Source organism: Amycolatopsis sp. cmx-4-61 (genome assembly GCF_046548775.1).
Taxonomy (GTDB): domain Bacteria; phylum Actinomycetota; class Actinomycetes; order Mycobacteriales; family Pseudonocardiaceae; genus Amycolatopsis.
The window spans coordinates 651,704-666,262 of the sequence record NZ_JAEBEI010000002.1 but is presented as its reverse complement, the minus strand read 5'-3'; the positions used below and the strand labels follow the sequence as shown (position 1 = coordinate 666,262).

Here is a 14,559-nt window from a genome sequence, read left to right as displayed (position 1 = left end):
ACCCGCCGGGAACCGGCCGAACCTAGCCTTGGCGCATCGGGCCTGCGGCGGCCACCGTCCGTTGTGGACTCCGCCGGCCGCCGCGAGTTCGTGACCTCGGAGGTGACTGTGCGTCTGACCAGGGAAGTGGCGGGGTGACCGGCGGTACGAGGACCGGGGTCTTCGCGGTGCTGCGGGCGACCCCCGCGCCGGTCCGGTACCTGCTGGCCGGCATGCTGGTCAACCAGCTGGGCGCGTTCGTCCAGACGTTCCTGGTGCTGTACCTGACGTTCCGCGGCCACTCGGCCGGTTTCGCCGGGGTCTGCCTCGCCGCGTACAGCGTGGGAGCGATCTTCGGAGCGATGCTGGGTGGCGAGCTGACCCACCGGTTCGGCGGCCGGACGACGATCGTGGTGGCGATGACGTGCGCGGCGCCGCTGGTCGCGTCGATCCCGCTGGTCCGGGGCGTGCCCGGGGCGCTGCTGGCGGTGGTCGCCCTGTCCGGGCTGGCCATCCAGGCCTACCGGCCGGCGGCGGCGGTGCTGCTCGCCGAGTCCATGCCGGAAGCGCACAAGGTCATGGGCTTCTCGATGATGCGCATCGCGCTGAACATCGGTGCCGCCGTGGCGCCGCTGCTCGCGGCCCTGCTCATCCAGGTGAACTGGGACCTGCTGTTCTGGCTGGACGGCTCGACCGCGGCGCTGTGGGCGTTGCTCGCGTTCGCCCTGCTGCCGAGGCGGACCGGGGCCCGGGACCGGACCGAAGCCGACGGGAGCCCGGTGCCGGTCATGAGCGCGCGAGCGGTGTACGGGACGCTGGTCCGCGACACCCGGTTCCTCTGCTACCTGCTGGCCGGGGTGTTCGGCATGATGGTCTACGCCGGATCCGTCGCGGTGCTCCCGCTGGACATCGTCGCCGCCGGGTACCCGGTCGGGCTGTACAGCACGGTGCTGGTGATCTCCTCGGTCGTGCTGATCACCTGCGAACTGAAGATCACCACCTACATCGTCCGCATCCCGAAGTTCGTCGCCGGGCTGGCGGGCAACCTGGTCAGCGGGCTCGGGTTCACCCTCTACGGGCTGATCGCGCAGCACCCGTTCTTCGTGCTCGCCGGCGCGCTCCTGGCGGTGTCCGGCCTGATGATCCACGGCCCGAGCACCTCCGCGCACCCGGCCACCTTCCCGGTCGCGCTGAGAAGCCGCTACATCGCGACGAAGGAAACGCTCGCCGGCCTGGCCGCGACGCTCGGCCCGGCACTGGGGGTGTTCGTCTGGACCCGGTCCGGCGGACCGGTGTTCTGGGGCTGCTGCGCGTTGTTGTCCCTGGCCGCCGGCTGCCTCCACATCTACGGGCTCCGGACGCCCCGCGCGCCGGAACCCGTGCCCCGACCGGAACCCGTGGAACCCGTGGGAGAGCGATCATGACCGAACCCGAGGGTGTGCTGCTGGTCATCGGCAGCGGGCTGCGGACGTACCGCGAGTACCTGGTCGCGTCGATCCACCGGTGCGCCCGCCGGGCCGGGCTCGGGCTGGTGCTGCTGAACAACCTCAAGCCCACCTGGCAGCGCGGCTACTTCGACGAGATCGTCCACGTCGACGTCTTCGACGCGGACGCGATGCTCGCCGCCGCCCGCGAGGTCGCCCGGCGGCGCCGGGTCGTCGGCCTGATGTGCTGGGACGAGCCCGTCGTGCTCGCCGCGGGGGAACTCGCCGCCGAGCTCGGCGTGCCCGGCCTCGGCGTGGCCGGCGTCCGCGGCTGCCGGGACAAGAACCGCACCCGGACCGTGCTGACCGCCGAAGGCCTGCTGCAGCCGGGCTACGCCATGACGACCGGCCTCGGCGAGGCGCGGGCCGCCGCGGCCCGGATCGGCTACCCGGTCGTGCTCAAACCGCGGGCGATGGGCGCGAGCATCGGCGTGGTGTTCGCCGCGGACGAGTCCGAACTGGAGGCCGCGTTCGCGGTCGCGATGGGCGCGGCCACGGTCGACCAGAGCCGCTACGGCGGGGCCGCGATCGTGGAGGGCTTCGTCCGGGGGCCGGAGATCAGCATCGACGCCGCCGTGCACAAGGGCGAATACCTGCCGATGTTCGTCGCCCGCAAGCAGACCGGCGACCAGCCGTACTTCGAAGAGGTCGGGCACGTCGTCGACGCCGGCGATCCGCTCCGGCACGATCCCGAGCTGCTGGACGTGCTGGTGCGGGCGCACCGCGCCCTCGGCGTCGAAGACGGCATCACCCACACCGAGGTCCGGCTGACCGACCGCGGGCCGCTGATCATCGAGGTCAACGGGCGCCTCGGCGGCGACCTGATCCCGTTCCTCGGCAAGACGGCCACCGGTATCGACCCGGGGGAGGTCCTGTTCGCCGTCGCCACCGGCAACCGGCCGGTCATCACCGCGTCCCGGCACGCGGTCGCCGGCATCCGCTTCGGCTACCCCGAGCACGACTGCGTGGTCCACGAGGTCACGGTGCCGACGGACCGCGCGCAGGTGCCCGGGCTGGTCCTCGCGGCGCCGATGACCGCGCCGGGCACCACCCTGCGGCTGCCGCCCGGCGGCTACCTCGCCCGGCACTCGTTCGTGGTGTGCGAGGCCGACGACCCGGAAACCTGCGCCCAGCGATTGGACACGGCCGCCGCCACGGTGCGGGTCGACGCCGCTCCGGTCGCCCCACCCGAACCCGGTGCCGCGTTCGAAATGCCCGCCGGCCTGCTCGACGTCGACGAACACGAGGGAGTCTCCGCATGACCATGACCGAGCCCGCCCGCACCGATGTGCCGCTGACCGGTGCGCAGATCCTCGAGAACGCGAAGGCGCTCGCGCCGGTCCTGCGCGAGCGGGCCGCGGAGATCGAGGCGAACCGGAGCCTGCCCGCGGACGTCGTGCAGCTGCTGCGCGACGCCGGCGTCTTCCGGATCGGGTTCAGCCGCGACTGGGGCGGCCCGGAGATGACGTCGATGGAGCAGACCGAGGTGATCGAAGCGCTGTCCTACGGCGACGCGTCCGTCGGCTGGTGCGCCAAGCTCGGCTCCGACATCGGCCTGCACGCGAACTTCCTCGACCAGGACGAAGCCCGCCGGATGTTCACCAGTATCGACATGCACTCCGCGGGCGTGCTCCCGGTGACCGGGCACGCGGAACGGGTGCCCGGCGGCTACCGGCTCACCGGCCGGTGGGGGTTCGGCAGCGGCTCGACCCACGCCGACTGGGTGGCCTCCGGCGCCATGGTCTTCGAAAACGGCGAGCCCTACGCCAGCCCGGACGGCAGCAACCCGCACGAGTCGCGCCTGTTCATGGTGCCGCAGGAACAGATCCGCTCCCTCGACAACTGGTACACCCTCGGCCTGTGCGGCTCCGGCAGCGCCGACTACACGATCACGGACGTGTTCGTCCCGGAGAACCACACCCTGACGTTCGACAACCCCAAGGTGCCGAACGGGCCGCTGGTGCAGCCGGACGTGATCCAGCGCAGCATGTGCGGCGTCCCGCTCGGGACCGCGCGGGCCGCACTGGACTACGTCCGCGGTCTCACCATTGAGCGGGTCGACATGCTCAAGGGCTCGCCCTGGCGGATGAGCGGCGTCGCCTGGAAGGACAACGAACACATCCAGATCACGCTGGCCGAATGCGAGGCCGACTACAGCACCACCCGGGCCGGCGTCTATCGGGCCCTGGAACGGCAGTGGGAGGTCACCGCCGACGGCACCGGCACCCTGGACGACCTCACGCCCGACGAGCGGGTCGCCCCGGCACTGACCGGCTGGCAGGCGTTCCAGATGGCCAAGCGGGTCGTGCTGCGGCTGTGCGACCTGCTCGGCACCGCGGCGATCCGCAGCGGCGACCCGATGAACCGGTGGCTCCGGGACTCGGTGACCATGGCCATGCACCCCACCGCACGGGACCGGGTCACCCAGACCGTCGGGGCGCACCTGGTCGGCGCGAAACCCTCGATGCGGTTCATGCTCGGCATCGTGGACAAGCCCCAGACCCCCAAGCCCAAGAGCGAGGCCGACGCCGATGCGTGAGCGGCCCGTCCTGGTCGTCGGGTTCGTGACGCCGGTCCTGCAGGCCCTGACCGGCGTCGAGCCCGACGGCTCGGTCGTCCTGGTCGAAGAACCGGACGTCATCCGCAAGCGCGACCTGCGCGCGAGACTGGCCGGGTCCGCCCTGGTCCGGGCACTGGTCGAGTGGGAGCACACCCGGCCCGGCTCGGCCGACGAGTTCCACGCCGCCCACCCGGACCTGGACCCGGTCGCGGTGATCCCGCTGATCGAGTACGCCACGCCGTTCGCCGCCCGGCTCGCCGAACGCTACGGCGTGCCGGGCGCGAGCCTCGGCGCCGCGCTGATCCTGCGGGACAAGGTCCTGCTGCGCCGGGTCAGCGCGGCCGCCGGGGTCGCCAACCCGGAAAGCGCCACCGTGACCGGCCCGGCGGACGTGCGGGCCTTCATGCGGGCCCACCCGGGCCCGGTGGTGCTCAAGCCGGCGAACCGGCAGGCCGCCGTCGGCACCCAGGTCATCCGCGACCCCGGCGAGGTCGAGGAGGCGTGGGCGAACTGCCTCGAGCAGGACGAGGGCATCTTCGTCCCGGACCGGCCGATGGACCTGCGGATGCTGGCCGAAAGGTACGTGCCCGGCGCCGAGTTCAGCGTCGAAATGCTCGTGCGCGGCGGACGGCAGCTGTTCGCCAACGTCACGGCCAAGCAGCTCTACCCGGGCCCGCGGCCGGTGGAGCTGGCGCACATCGTGCCCGCCGACATCCCCGCCGAGCTCACCGAGACGCTGGCGGGCGCGACCCGCCGGGTCGTCGCGGCCACCGGGTTCGCCGACGGGATCGTGCACTGCGAGTGGATCGTCGACGGCGGCGTGCCCTGCCTCGTCGAGTGCGCGGGCCGGATCGCCGGCGACGGCATCATGGAGATCATCGACCACGCCTACTCGGTCGAGCTGCTGCGCGCGTACTTCGCCGTGATGCGCGGCGAGACTCCGCCGGCACTGCCGCGGCGCGCGACCGGCGGGGCGGCCGTCCGCTTCGTCCCGATGGAGCCCGGCGTGATCGACGCCGTGCTGGGGTTGGACGAGGCCCGCCGCGTCGAGGGCGTGTTCCTCGTCGACATCCAGGTCGGGCCCGGACACCGGTTCGCCGGCCTGCGCAGCTCATGGGACCGCGCGGGCCTGGTCATGGCGGAGGCGGACAGCCCGGCCGAGGCCCTGCAGCGCGCGGAGAAGGCTGCGGGCCTGGTGCGGATCGAGGTCCGGCCGGAGTAGGTGTTCGTCCACAGTGGAAAGAGGCCTTCACCGGAAATCCGGTGAAGGCCTCTTTCGTGTGGCCCGCAGGGTCAGCGCCGGAGCCGGCGGCCCGCGGCGACGGCGACGGCCGAGAGGGCGGCCGCGCCGAGCGCGGTCAGGATCCGGTGCTGGCGGGCGGCCCGGTGCTGGGCCTGGAGGTAGGGGATGGTGGTGTTGGTGACCATGGCGTGCAGCGGCATCCAGCGGTGGCGGAGCAGCTTCTCCAGCAGGGTGTCGCAGGCCCGCTCCAAGCGGACCGCCGGGGACCGGACGGTGTCGCGGAGCTCGGCGAAGTTGCGGTGGGACATCGTGGCGAGGGCGTCGGTGTTGGGTTTGCGGCGGGCGTAGTAACGGGCCAGCGCCGCCTTCGGGTCCCCGGGGTGGCGGGTGAGGCTGTCGGTCAGCTCGAGCGCGTCCTCGAACGCGGAGTTCATGCCCTGGGCCAGGAACGGGTACACGGCGTGGCAGGCGTCCCCGATCAGCACGACCTTGCCTTCGTAGGTCCACGGCGCGGTGCTGACGGTGACGAGGTTGAAGGTCGGCCGGCTCAGGAAGGCTTCGCCGACGTCGGGGACCAGCTCGAGGACATCGGGGAATTCCCGGTGGAACAGCGACTCGACGTCGGACGGCGTCCGCAGCGAATCGAAGCCGGCGGGGCCGTGGAACGGCAGTACGCAGGAACAGGTGAAGGAGCCGTCGCGGTTGGGGTGGGCGAACATCATGGTGTCGCCACGCGGCCACAGGTGGAAGACGTCCTCGGCCATGCGGTGGGTGCCGTCGGCGGCCGCCGGGATGTGCAGTTCGCGCCAGCCCCATTCGAGGTAGTTCTGGGAGAACTCCGCGCGCAGCTCGTGCTGCAGGAACCGGCGGACGGCCGAAAACGCGCCGTCCGCGCCCACCACGACGTCCGAACGCACGGTGAACGACCGCCCGTCCGGCGCCTCGAAGGTCGCCGACGGCAGCTCCCGGTCCACGGCCGTGCAGCGGGTGTCGAAGACGAACCGGACGCCGGGCTCCTTGACGGCCGCGTCCACGAGCAGCGCGCTGAGGTCCTGGCGCTGGATGGCGAGGATGCCGCCGTCGCCGTAGGCCGAGAAGCGCAGCCCGCCGTCGAGGTTGTGCAGCAGCCGCCCGCGCATCGGGACGACGAACCGCTTAACCTCGCCCGACAGCCCCAGCCGGTCCAGGGCCGCCAGGCCCCGCCGGGACAGTCCCAGGTTCATGGACGTCACCGCGACGGTCTCGCCGCGGGGGTCCGGACGGCGGTCGTACACCGTCACGACGTGTCCCTGCCTGCCCAGCGAGAGCGCGAGGAACGCGCCGGCCATGCCGGCCCCCACGATCGTGAACTCCACTACGCACACTCCTTGTCGTTCGCTTTGCTGACGGCCGCGTTGCCGATGGTGCCGAGGATTTCCCGGGCGACGAGCGGGGCGGCCCCGAACCCGGAGCCGCCGCAGGCGGAGCGGGCCCACACCGACGGGCGGATCCGCGCGAGGACGGGGCCGCCGGTACCGGCGTCGGCCGCGTAGTGGCAGTCCCGCACGGCGACCACGGTGTACGCCTCGGCGCCGGCGAGGATCGGCTCGGCGAGCAGCCGGTCCGCCCACGGTTCGCCGTCGGGCTCCGCGGTCGTGGCGACCTCGCGGCACACCGCGTCCGAACTGATCTTGAGCAGGGCGCCGCCGCCGGGCGGCAGCAGCCAGGCGCGGCGATCGGGCCCGATCCGGCCCACGCCGGGAGCCGATGCCCACCAGGCGGCCAGGTGCCGCGGCGGGCGCAGGTAGGCCATCGTCTGCCGGTGCAGCACGACGGGCGGCCCGGCCAGCGCGGCGGTCCACGGCCCGGCCGCCACCAGCACGAGGTCGGCGTCGACGACGGAGCCGTCGGTCAGGCGCACCCGGTGGTCGCCGATCCCGGCGACCGGGCACCCCGGGCGCAGGGTCACCGCGGGGTGCGCGGCGAGCCACGCGGCGGCGGCGTGGAGGAACCGATCGGCCAGCAGCACCGCACCGCCGGGGTCGAACACCCCGCCGGTCCCGGCCGGGAACAGCACCGGCGGCAAAGTGTCCGGCGCGACGGCGGTCGCGGGAACACCCGCCCGGCCCGCGGTGCCGAAGGCCCGCTCGAGCTCCTCCGCGGTGCCGGCGGTGACGACGCCGACGGGCCGCACGACGGACGTCCGCAGCAGCGCTTCCAGTTCCGACCACCGGCGGCGCGCCTCGGCCATCCGCACGGTGCCGTCGACGTCGTCCGGCCGCAGGACCCGCAGGACCCGGTGCTGGTCGGCGGAGGTCGACGCGGGGTTCGGAACCGGACCGCGGTCGAGCACGCAGACGCGGTGCCCGGCCCGCGCGCACTCGATCGCGGTCACCAGCCCGGTCACCCCAGCCCCGACGACGGCGACCGTGGCCATCAGTGCGCCGTGGGCCCGGCCGGCCCGGCCGCGGTGCGCGCCCTGGCGACTCCGGCGGGTCCCGTCGCGCTCACCGGGCCCGGTACGTGGTGCGGGGCGCCGGTCGCTCCGGCTGCGTTGTGCGCGTCTGCCGCCGCGACCGCATCGCGTGCGCCGGTCAGGTCGGTGACACCGGCCGCGTCGGCCGCGCTGACCGTCAGCGCCAGCCTCGGCAGCCTCTTGGGGGTCACCGTTGCGGCCTCCAGGTGTCCCGGCAGCATCGTGTCCGGCAGGGCCGCCGCCGCGAGGTCGATCAGAATCGGTGCGGCGCACCGCAGGAACACCTCCACCTGGTGGCAGAGGTCGCCCGCGGTCGCGGCCGTCGCCGTCGCCGCCAGCCGGTCCAGGCGCGCGAGCTGCTCGGCGAGCGTCGAGGCCGCCGCCGTCAGGCTGAACCTCGGGAGCTCGTAGGAGTCCGCGAACCGCTCGGACATCCGCCGTGCCGTGCGCCGGGCGTCCGCCGACACCGGCAGGGGACCGCGGTCCACCCACCGGTCGATCGCCGCCGCGACCCGGTTCCACGGTCCGGTCAGCCGCGTTTCGCCGATCCGCGACAGGGCCTCGCGGGTGAAGTCGGTGCGCTGGTACTCGGGGCTGGTGGCGCACAGGTGGAACCGGATGAGGTCGCGCGGGACCTCGGCGGCCAGCTCGCGGCCGGACACGACGTGCCCCCGGCTGGTGGAGAACTTCTCGTTGGCCAGCTCGTAGAACTCGTTGGTGAAGTACTGCGCCGGCAGCACGTGGCCGCCGAGCGCGGTGAGCAGTGCCGTGCCGACGATCGCGAACGGGTAGGTCGCGTCCAGGCCGAGGAAGTACACCACCGTTGTGCCGGCGCCGGTGCGCCAGAGCTCGTCGTCGGCGGTCAGCACCGCACCGCGCCGCTCGGCGGCCAGCGCGGTGGTGAACATGCTCCACGGCATGCCTTCCATGTGCGCGTAGAACACCTGGCCCGCCACTTCGGGGAATGGTGCCGGGATACCCCACGACGCCGGCTGCGTGATCGGGAAGTCCGGCAGCGGCCGCGCCAGCGCGGACTCGATCAGCCGGGCCATGCCGGGCCGCATGGGCGTGCGGGCGAAGTAGGCCTCCAGCTCCGCGCGGTACCGCTCGACCGGGAAGACGAGGATGTCCACCTCGCGGTACTCCAGCGGCTCGTCCGGTCGTGTGGTCGAGCGCGGGCCGATCAGCTCGCCGGGGGCGATCGGCAGCCCGCAGCTCTCGCAGATCCCGGCGCAGCCTTCGGCGAGGCAGAACGGGCAGCCGCCGGTGACGTAGGCGTCCATCAGGTACTCGCCGGTGCTGCGCAGGTACGGGAACGACACCGTCCGCAGCTCCAGCAGCCCCCGCCCGTGCAGGCGCTCGTAGAAGCCGGTGACCAGCGCGGTGAACCGGTCGCCGAGGCAGCCGAACCCGTCGACCTCCACGCCCATCGCGGCGAAGGTGCGCAGGACCTGCTCGGCCGAGCGCTCCCGCAGGTCTTCCGGGGCGACGCCGAGGCGCTCGGCCGCCGCGACGACGTAGTTCTGCGTGAAGTGCATACCGGTGCCGTACAGAGCATCCCGGCCGGTCGCGCGGGCGTACCGGGTGCAGACGTCCGCGGCCAGGAACGGGCCCGCGAGGTGGCCGAGGTGCAGATCGCCGTTCGCCGTCGGTGCGGGCGAGATGACCACGAGCCGGTCCATCAGACGGCCTCGCGCTCGGCGCCGCGGCGGGCGAGCAGGTCGGTGACGATGTCGTGGGAGCGGTGGGCCAGCACGCTGATCAGCGAGTCGGCGATCCCGTGGGTGGCCTCGTTGACCCCCTGCAGGTACACCGCGCCCCAGGCCGGCGCGCCGAGGTCCACCCGGTAGCACCGGCTGACCGAGATCTCCGAGAGGCCGACGTGGTCGGCCAGGTCGCGGACCAGCGCGGGCATCCGGTTGTCGAAGCCGGTGCCCAGCAGCACCAGGTCGCAGTGCAGCGGTTCGACCTTGCCGCTCGTGCGGTCGCGCAGGTCGAGCACGACCTCGTCGCCGTCGACCCGGGCGCCGACCACCTCGGTCAGCGTCCGCACCTCCGACCGGTGCTGCCCGATGCCGCGCTGCTGGTAGAGCGTGGTGTACAGCTGGTCGAGGAACGGCGGGGCCGCTCCGGCGTAGTTGGTCAGGCGCATCTCGTCGAGCACCTGCTGGCGGACCTCGGGCGGGCTGTCGTAGAACCGGTCGACGAAGGAGGGGAAGAACAGCTCGTTGACGAACTTGCTCGTCTGGTAGTTCTGCGGACCCACCGACCGCACGATCATCGTGCGGGTGCTGTTGGGCAGGTTGTCGTGCAGGGCCATGAACATCTCCGCCGCGCTCTGCGCCCCGCCCACCACGACGGCGCGCAGGGGTGCGTCCGCGGGCAGCTGCGCGATCCGGCGGCGGTACTGGGTGCTGTGGATGAGCCGGTCGGGGGGCAGGCCGGCGAAGACGTCCGGCACGTGCGTGTCGCGGCCTCCGCCGACGACCAGGTCGCGGCAGCGGATGGTGTCCCCGCCGGCGAGGGTGGCCAGCCAGCCGGAGATGGACCCGTGGGCGTCACGGACCGGTTCGATGGTCCGGACCTTCGCGTCGTAGCGGATGCGCACCTGCTCCAGCGACTTCGCGACCCACTGCAGGTAGTCGGAGAACTCCCAGCGGAACGGGTGGAACGTGCCCAGGTTGACGAACTCGTCGAGCCGCTCCTGGTCGTGGAGGAAGCTGAGGAACGAGAACCTGCTGCGCGGGTTGCGCAGGGTCACCAGGTCCTTGAGGAAGGAGACCTGGCTGCGTGCCCACGGCATCAGCAGGTCGCGTTGCCACTTGATGTCCGGTCCCTGCTCCAGCAGCAGTGTCTGCCGGGCCAGTTCCGGGTGCCCGGACTCCTCGATGGCGACGGCGAGCGCCAGGTTCGCCGGTCCGGCTCCGATCGCGAGCAAACCCACCTGTACTTCGGTCACAGATACACTCCGATTTCTGGGAATAGGTCGGCGTGCCGCGTGCCGCCGGAAGCGATCGTAAGGAGCGCTGTTTCCCTGGTGGTAGGGAAGGCTTTCCCTGCCGTCGGGGAATCTCGTTAAGATCGTTTATCCCCGATTGCGCCGATCGGTGCAATCTCGACGAATTGATTGCGATCATGGAAATTGATTGCGATCAATTGTTCCGGACAGCAGACTTTGCTGTCCGATGGGGAAGACGTGCACGACGCTTTCGTGAGGAGCCGACCGGAACGGATCGGCACCGGTCGACGTAGGGGGAACGATGAGTCACGCCACCGGTTTCGGCAGCACCGCCCGGCTCTGGCCGGTCGAGGACCGGGCCGCCGCCCCGCTGACCACCGTGTTGCTCGCCGACCCCCAGCCGTCGGTCCGCCACTGGGTCCGGGCCGCGCTGGAAGACGCCGGCGGCGTGTACGTCGTCGGTGAGGCGGCCACGGTCAACGGCGTCATCGCGGAAACCGCCCGGCACCGGCCGGACGTGCTGGTCGTCGATCCGCAGATCGGCGCGCCCGGGCCGGTCGACGTGATCGGCCGGGTGTCGCTGGTGTCCCCGGTGACGAAGGTGCTCGTCCTGAGCTCGGCCGACGACGACACCGCCGTCCGGTCGGCGATCCACGCGGGCGCGCGCGGGTACCTGGTCAAGGGCGCCGACGCCGAGCAGCTCGTGCGCGGGGTGCGGGTGGTGGCGGCGGGCGAGGCGATCGTCGGCCGGGCGATCGCCGCCCGCTTCAGCGCACTGGTGCGGTCGGCCGGCCCCGAACCCTACCCCTTTCCGCAACTGACGGCCCGGGAACGGGAAGTGCTCGAGCGGATCGCCGCGGGCCGGTCGAACGCGGTGATCGCGCGCGATCTCGGCCTGGCGTCCAAGACGATCAGCAATCGCGTTTCCGCGGTCTTCGCCAAACTCGGCGTGGCCGATCGGGCCCAGGCGATAGTGCTGGCCCGGGACGCGGGACTGGGACGCGGGGAATTCACCGGCGATCGGGAACAGTTCCCCTATCGCCGGGAAACCGGCCGGACCTAGCCTCGATCGGCGCCGGGCACCCGACCGGAGAACACGCTGATCGGAGTGGGACGTGACTGACCGAGACCTTGCCCTCCTGGACATCCGCAGACTGGAGCACGAAAACCTGACGCGGGCCTACGGACTGGACATGAAACTGCTGTACCCGTGGAACGGGCTGACCGCGCCGTTCCGCGGAGCTTGGTGCGTGCTGCGCCCGGGCGACGCGTCGGTCGCCCACGCCCACCACGAGCACGAGATCTTCATCGGCATGGCCGGGCGGGCCGCGGTCGTCGCCGGCGACCGGCACCACGAGTTCGCGGCCGGGGACATCGTGTTCCTCCGCCCGGGGATCGAGCACCACCTCGTGAACGACGCCGCGCACGGCGAAGACTTCTCCTACTACGCCATCTGGTGGGACCGGGAGATGTCGGCCGAGTTCGTCGCGCACGACACCGGTGAGGCGGGGCCGGCGTGATCGACTACGACGGGCGGAAGTTCCGCAAGGCCGGTGCCGTCGACAACGCCGTGGCCGTCTACCGGCAGGAAGACGACGTCGTCTGGGCCGAGTTCGCCGGGGGAGACGTGCGGCGCGGCGCGATCGCCGGCACCCAGCGGGAGAACGGAGTGCTCCACCTGGGGTACACCGTCGTGCTCGCCACCGGCGAGGTGATCTGCGGGCACACGGTGAACACGCCGGAGGTAGCCGAAGACGGCCGGCTCCGCCTGCGCGAGGTGTGGGAGCGCTACGGCCCGCACGCCGCCCGCGGCGTCTCCTACCTCGACGAGGTGAGCTAGTGTCCCGGCGCCCTTCGGAGGCCGACTGGCGACGCCTCGGCCAAGCGGTGACCGGCCGGGTGCGGCGGCCCGGCGACGCCGGGTTCCGCGACGCCGGCACGCCGTTCAACAAGCGGTTCGCCGGGATCACCCCCGCGGGTGTCGTGTCCGTTGCGGACACCTTGGACGTGCAGCGCGTTGTCGAATGGGCGCGCGACACCGGTATCGACGTCGTCGCCCGCGGTGGCGGGCACAGTTTCGCCGGGCACTCGGTCGGTCCCGGCCTGGTCCTCGACCTCGGTGCGCTGAACACCGTGACCGCCGACGGCTCGACCGGCCTCGTCACCGCCGCCGGCGGCGCGCGGATGGCGGACGTGTACGCGGCCGTCCAGCCCCACGAGATGGCGTTCGCGCTGGGCAACAGCGACACGGTGGGCATCGGGGGCCTCACCCTCGGCGGCGGGTGCGGGGCGGTTTCCCGCGTGTTCGGGCTGACCGCGGACGCGCTCGTGGCGACCACGATCGTGACCGCGGACGGGCAGGTGCGGCACTGCGACGCCGGCACCGACACCGACCTGTTCTGGGCGTGCCGCGGCGGGGGCGGCGGGAACTTCGGCGTCAACGTGTCCTTCACCTTCCAGGCGCGGCCGGTGACGGACTGCGCGACCTACGTGCTGCTGTGGGACGGCGCGGACGCGGCGAAGGTCTTCTCCGTGCTGCAGGACACCGTCCGGCAGGCACCGGACGAGTTCGCGGCCCGGATCGGCGTCAGCAGGGCCGGCGGGGAAACCACCGTGTCGGCCGTCGGGCAGCACCTCGGGTCCGCGGCGCAGCTGCGCGAAATCCTCGACCCCGTGCTCTCCGTCGCCGCGCCGGTCCACACGGCCATCGCGGACCGGACCTTCTGGCAGGCCAAGGACGACCTGCGGCACGAGACCGCCGAGGGCGCGTTCGCGGTGCGCACCGGCATCCTCACCGGGCCGCTGCCCGACGAGGCGATCGCCACGATGCTTTCGTTCGTCGAACGCCGTCCGGACAGCGGCAACCCGGACGGGGGCGGGGCCGCCCTGTTCTCCTGGGGCGGGGCGATCAACCGGGTGCCCGCGACGGACACCGCGTTCGTCCACCGCGACGCGATGTTCCTGCTGTCCATGGACACCTCGTGGGCCGAGGACGACGAACCGGCCGTGGTCGACGCCAACCTCGGCTGGCTGGCGGGCCTGTCGGACGCGATGTCGCCGTACGTGTCCGGCGGCGCCTTCCAGAACTTCAGCGACCCCGACCTCGCGGACTGGCGCAGCGCCTACTACGGCGTCAACTACCCGCGCCTGCAGCGGATCAAGGAGCAGGTCGACCCGGACGGGTTCTTCACCTTCGCCCAAAGCATCGGCTCATGATCGGCGACGACAAGGTGCGCATCTGGACCGCGGCCGAGGTCGCCGACGGCGCCGCGCCGGCCGAGCACCTCCCGCCCCTGCGCGAGATCCTCGCCTGGGCGGGGCGGTACCTGGTCTCCGCGCACCCGGACCTCGGCCGGAACGGCCCGGTGTGCCCCTACACCCAACCATCACTCCACAAAGGACTGTTCCACCTGGCTGCACTCACCGCAGCGTCCGGCGCGGTCGACGTCCGTGACGCGGTCCAGAACCTGCGCGGGTGGTACGAGCGGCTTTCGGCGGCGGTCTCGCCGGAGAACCGGGAGCTGCTGACGATCCTCCTCGTGCTGCCGCAGCTGGACCACCACGACGCCAGCCCGCTGGACGACCTGCAGCGCGAGGCCAAGGACGGGTTCGTCGCCGACGGGCTGATGATCGGCCAGTTCCACCCGGTCTGCGACCAGCCGGGCCTGTGGAACGACGAGTTCAAGGCGCTGCGCGCGCCGGTGCCGCTGCTGGCCGTCCGCAAGCTGGTCGTGTTCGACCTGCCGTTCCTGATGGACAGCACGGCGCACGCCGAGAGCTACTTCCGGCGGTTCGCCCCGGACATCCCGCCCCGCATCCGCGGCCAGCTGGTCCAGCGGCTGGCGGGGGCCCGAAAGTCGTTGCAGACGGCCTGAGCAC

General features: G+C 72.4%; 13 protein-coding genes. 9 read left to right on the top strand and 4 right to left on the bottom strand.

The window, feature by feature from the left end:
• Window positions 1–134 precede the first annotated feature (134 nt).
• The 4 genes from ACLJOU_RS11615 to ACLJOU_RS11600 are packed head-to-tail and all read left to right on the top strand — an operon-like array spanning window position 135 to window position 5,245.
• Window positions 135–1,403, top strand: a complete 1,269-nt coding sequence (locus ACLJOU_RS11615; RefSeq protein WP_410566340.1) for an MFS transporter — start codon at window positions 135–137, stop codon at window positions 1,401–1,403.
• Window positions 1,400–2,725 carry an ATP-grasp domain-containing protein gene (locus ACLJOU_RS11610; RefSeq protein WP_410566337.1) on the top strand — a complete coding sequence of 442 codons (1,326 nt, stop codon included), beginning with the start codon at window positions 1,400–1,402 and terminating at the stop codon, window positions 2,723–2,725. Before ACLJOU_RS11615 ends, ACLJOU_RS11610 begins: the two co-directional genes overlap by 4 nt.
• Window positions 2,722–4,002 (top strand): acyl-CoA dehydrogenase family protein, encoded by a 1,281-nt coding sequence (locus ACLJOU_RS11605; RefSeq protein WP_410566334.1) that lies wholly within the window; start codon window positions 2,722–2,724, stop codon window positions 4,000–4,002. Before ACLJOU_RS11610 ends, ACLJOU_RS11605 begins: the two co-directional genes overlap by 4 nt.
• On the top strand, window positions 3,995–5,245 hold the full coding sequence (locus ACLJOU_RS11600) for an ATP-grasp domain-containing protein (protein ID WP_410566331.1): 1,251 nt from the start codon (window positions 3,995–3,997) through the stop codon (window positions 5,243–5,245). Before ACLJOU_RS11605 ends, ACLJOU_RS11600 begins: the two co-directional genes overlap by 8 nt.
• Before the next feature lie 71 nt (window positions 5,246–5,316).
• Here ACLJOU_RS11600 and ACLJOU_RS11595 read toward each other — a convergent pair whose 3' ends face one another.
• From ACLJOU_RS11595 to ACLJOU_RS11580, 4 genes are read right to left on the bottom strand one after another with little or no spacing between them, the layout of a single operon-like run.
• Entirely contained in the window at window positions 5,317–6,621 is a 1,305-nt protein-coding gene (locus ACLJOU_RS11595) for an FAD-dependent oxidoreductase (protein WP_410566329.1), read from the bottom strand.
• The gene (locus ACLJOU_RS11590) at window positions 6,621–7,682 is read right to left on the bottom strand and encodes an NAD(P)/FAD-dependent oxidoreductase (protein ID WP_410566326.1); all 1,062 of its coding nucleotides are present in this window, start codon (window positions 7,680–7,682) and stop codon (window positions 6,621–6,623) included. Before ACLJOU_RS11590 ends, ACLJOU_RS11595 begins: the two co-directional genes overlap by 1 nt.
• Window positions 7,682–9,403: a class I tRNA ligase family protein gene (locus ACLJOU_RS11585; RefSeq protein ID WP_410566323.1), complete on the bottom strand. Its 1,722-nt coding sequence runs from the start codon at window positions 9,401–9,403 to the stop codon at window positions 7,682–7,684. Before ACLJOU_RS11585 ends, ACLJOU_RS11590 begins: the two co-directional genes overlap by 1 nt.
• Window positions 9,403–10,680, bottom strand: a complete 1,278-nt coding sequence (locus ACLJOU_RS11580; protein WP_410566320.1) for a SidA/IucD/PvdA family monooxygenase — start codon at window positions 10,678–10,680, stop codon at window positions 9,403–9,405. The genes ACLJOU_RS11585 and ACLJOU_RS11580 overlap by 1 nt, the downstream gene beginning before the upstream one ends.
• 301 nt (window positions 10,681–10,981) lie before the next feature.
• Between ACLJOU_RS11580 and ACLJOU_RS11575 the strand changes: the two genes are divergently transcribed.
• Genes ACLJOU_RS11575 through ACLJOU_RS11555 form a run of 5 tightly spaced genes read left to right on the top strand, consistent with a single transcriptional unit; the run spans window position 10,982 to window position 14,555 of the window.
• Window positions 10,982–11,743 carry a LuxR C-terminal-related transcriptional regulator gene (locus ACLJOU_RS11575; RefSeq protein ID WP_410566318.1) on the top strand — a complete coding sequence of 254 codons (762 nt, stop codon included), beginning with the start codon at window positions 10,982–10,984 and terminating at the stop codon, window positions 11,741–11,743.
• Between the two features lie 52 nt (window positions 11,744–11,795).
• The gene (locus tag ACLJOU_RS11570; protein ID WP_410566315.1) at window positions 11,796–12,200 is read left to right on the top strand and encodes a cupin domain-containing protein; all 405 of its coding nucleotides are present in this window, start codon (window positions 11,796–11,798) and stop codon (window positions 12,198–12,200) included.
• Window positions 12,197–12,520, top strand: coding sequence for a hypothetical protein (locus tag ACLJOU_RS11565; RefSeq protein WP_410566312.1), 324 nt, complete (start codon window positions 12,197–12,199; stop codon window positions 12,518–12,520). Before ACLJOU_RS11570 ends, ACLJOU_RS11565 begins: the two co-directional genes overlap by 4 nt.
• A complete protein-coding gene (locus tag ACLJOU_RS11560) occupies window positions 12,520–13,896 on the top strand; it encodes an FAD-binding oxidoreductase (protein ID WP_410566309.1) in 1,377 nt (458 codons plus the stop codon). The genes ACLJOU_RS11565 and ACLJOU_RS11560 overlap by 1 nt, the downstream gene beginning before the upstream one ends.
• Entirely contained in the window at window positions 13,893–14,555 is a 663-nt protein-coding gene (locus ACLJOU_RS11555) for a DUF6875 domain-containing protein (RefSeq protein WP_410566306.1), read from the top strand. Before ACLJOU_RS11560 ends, ACLJOU_RS11555 begins: the two co-directional genes overlap by 4 nt.
• The last annotated feature ends 4 nt before the right edge of the window (window positions 14,556–14,559 follow it).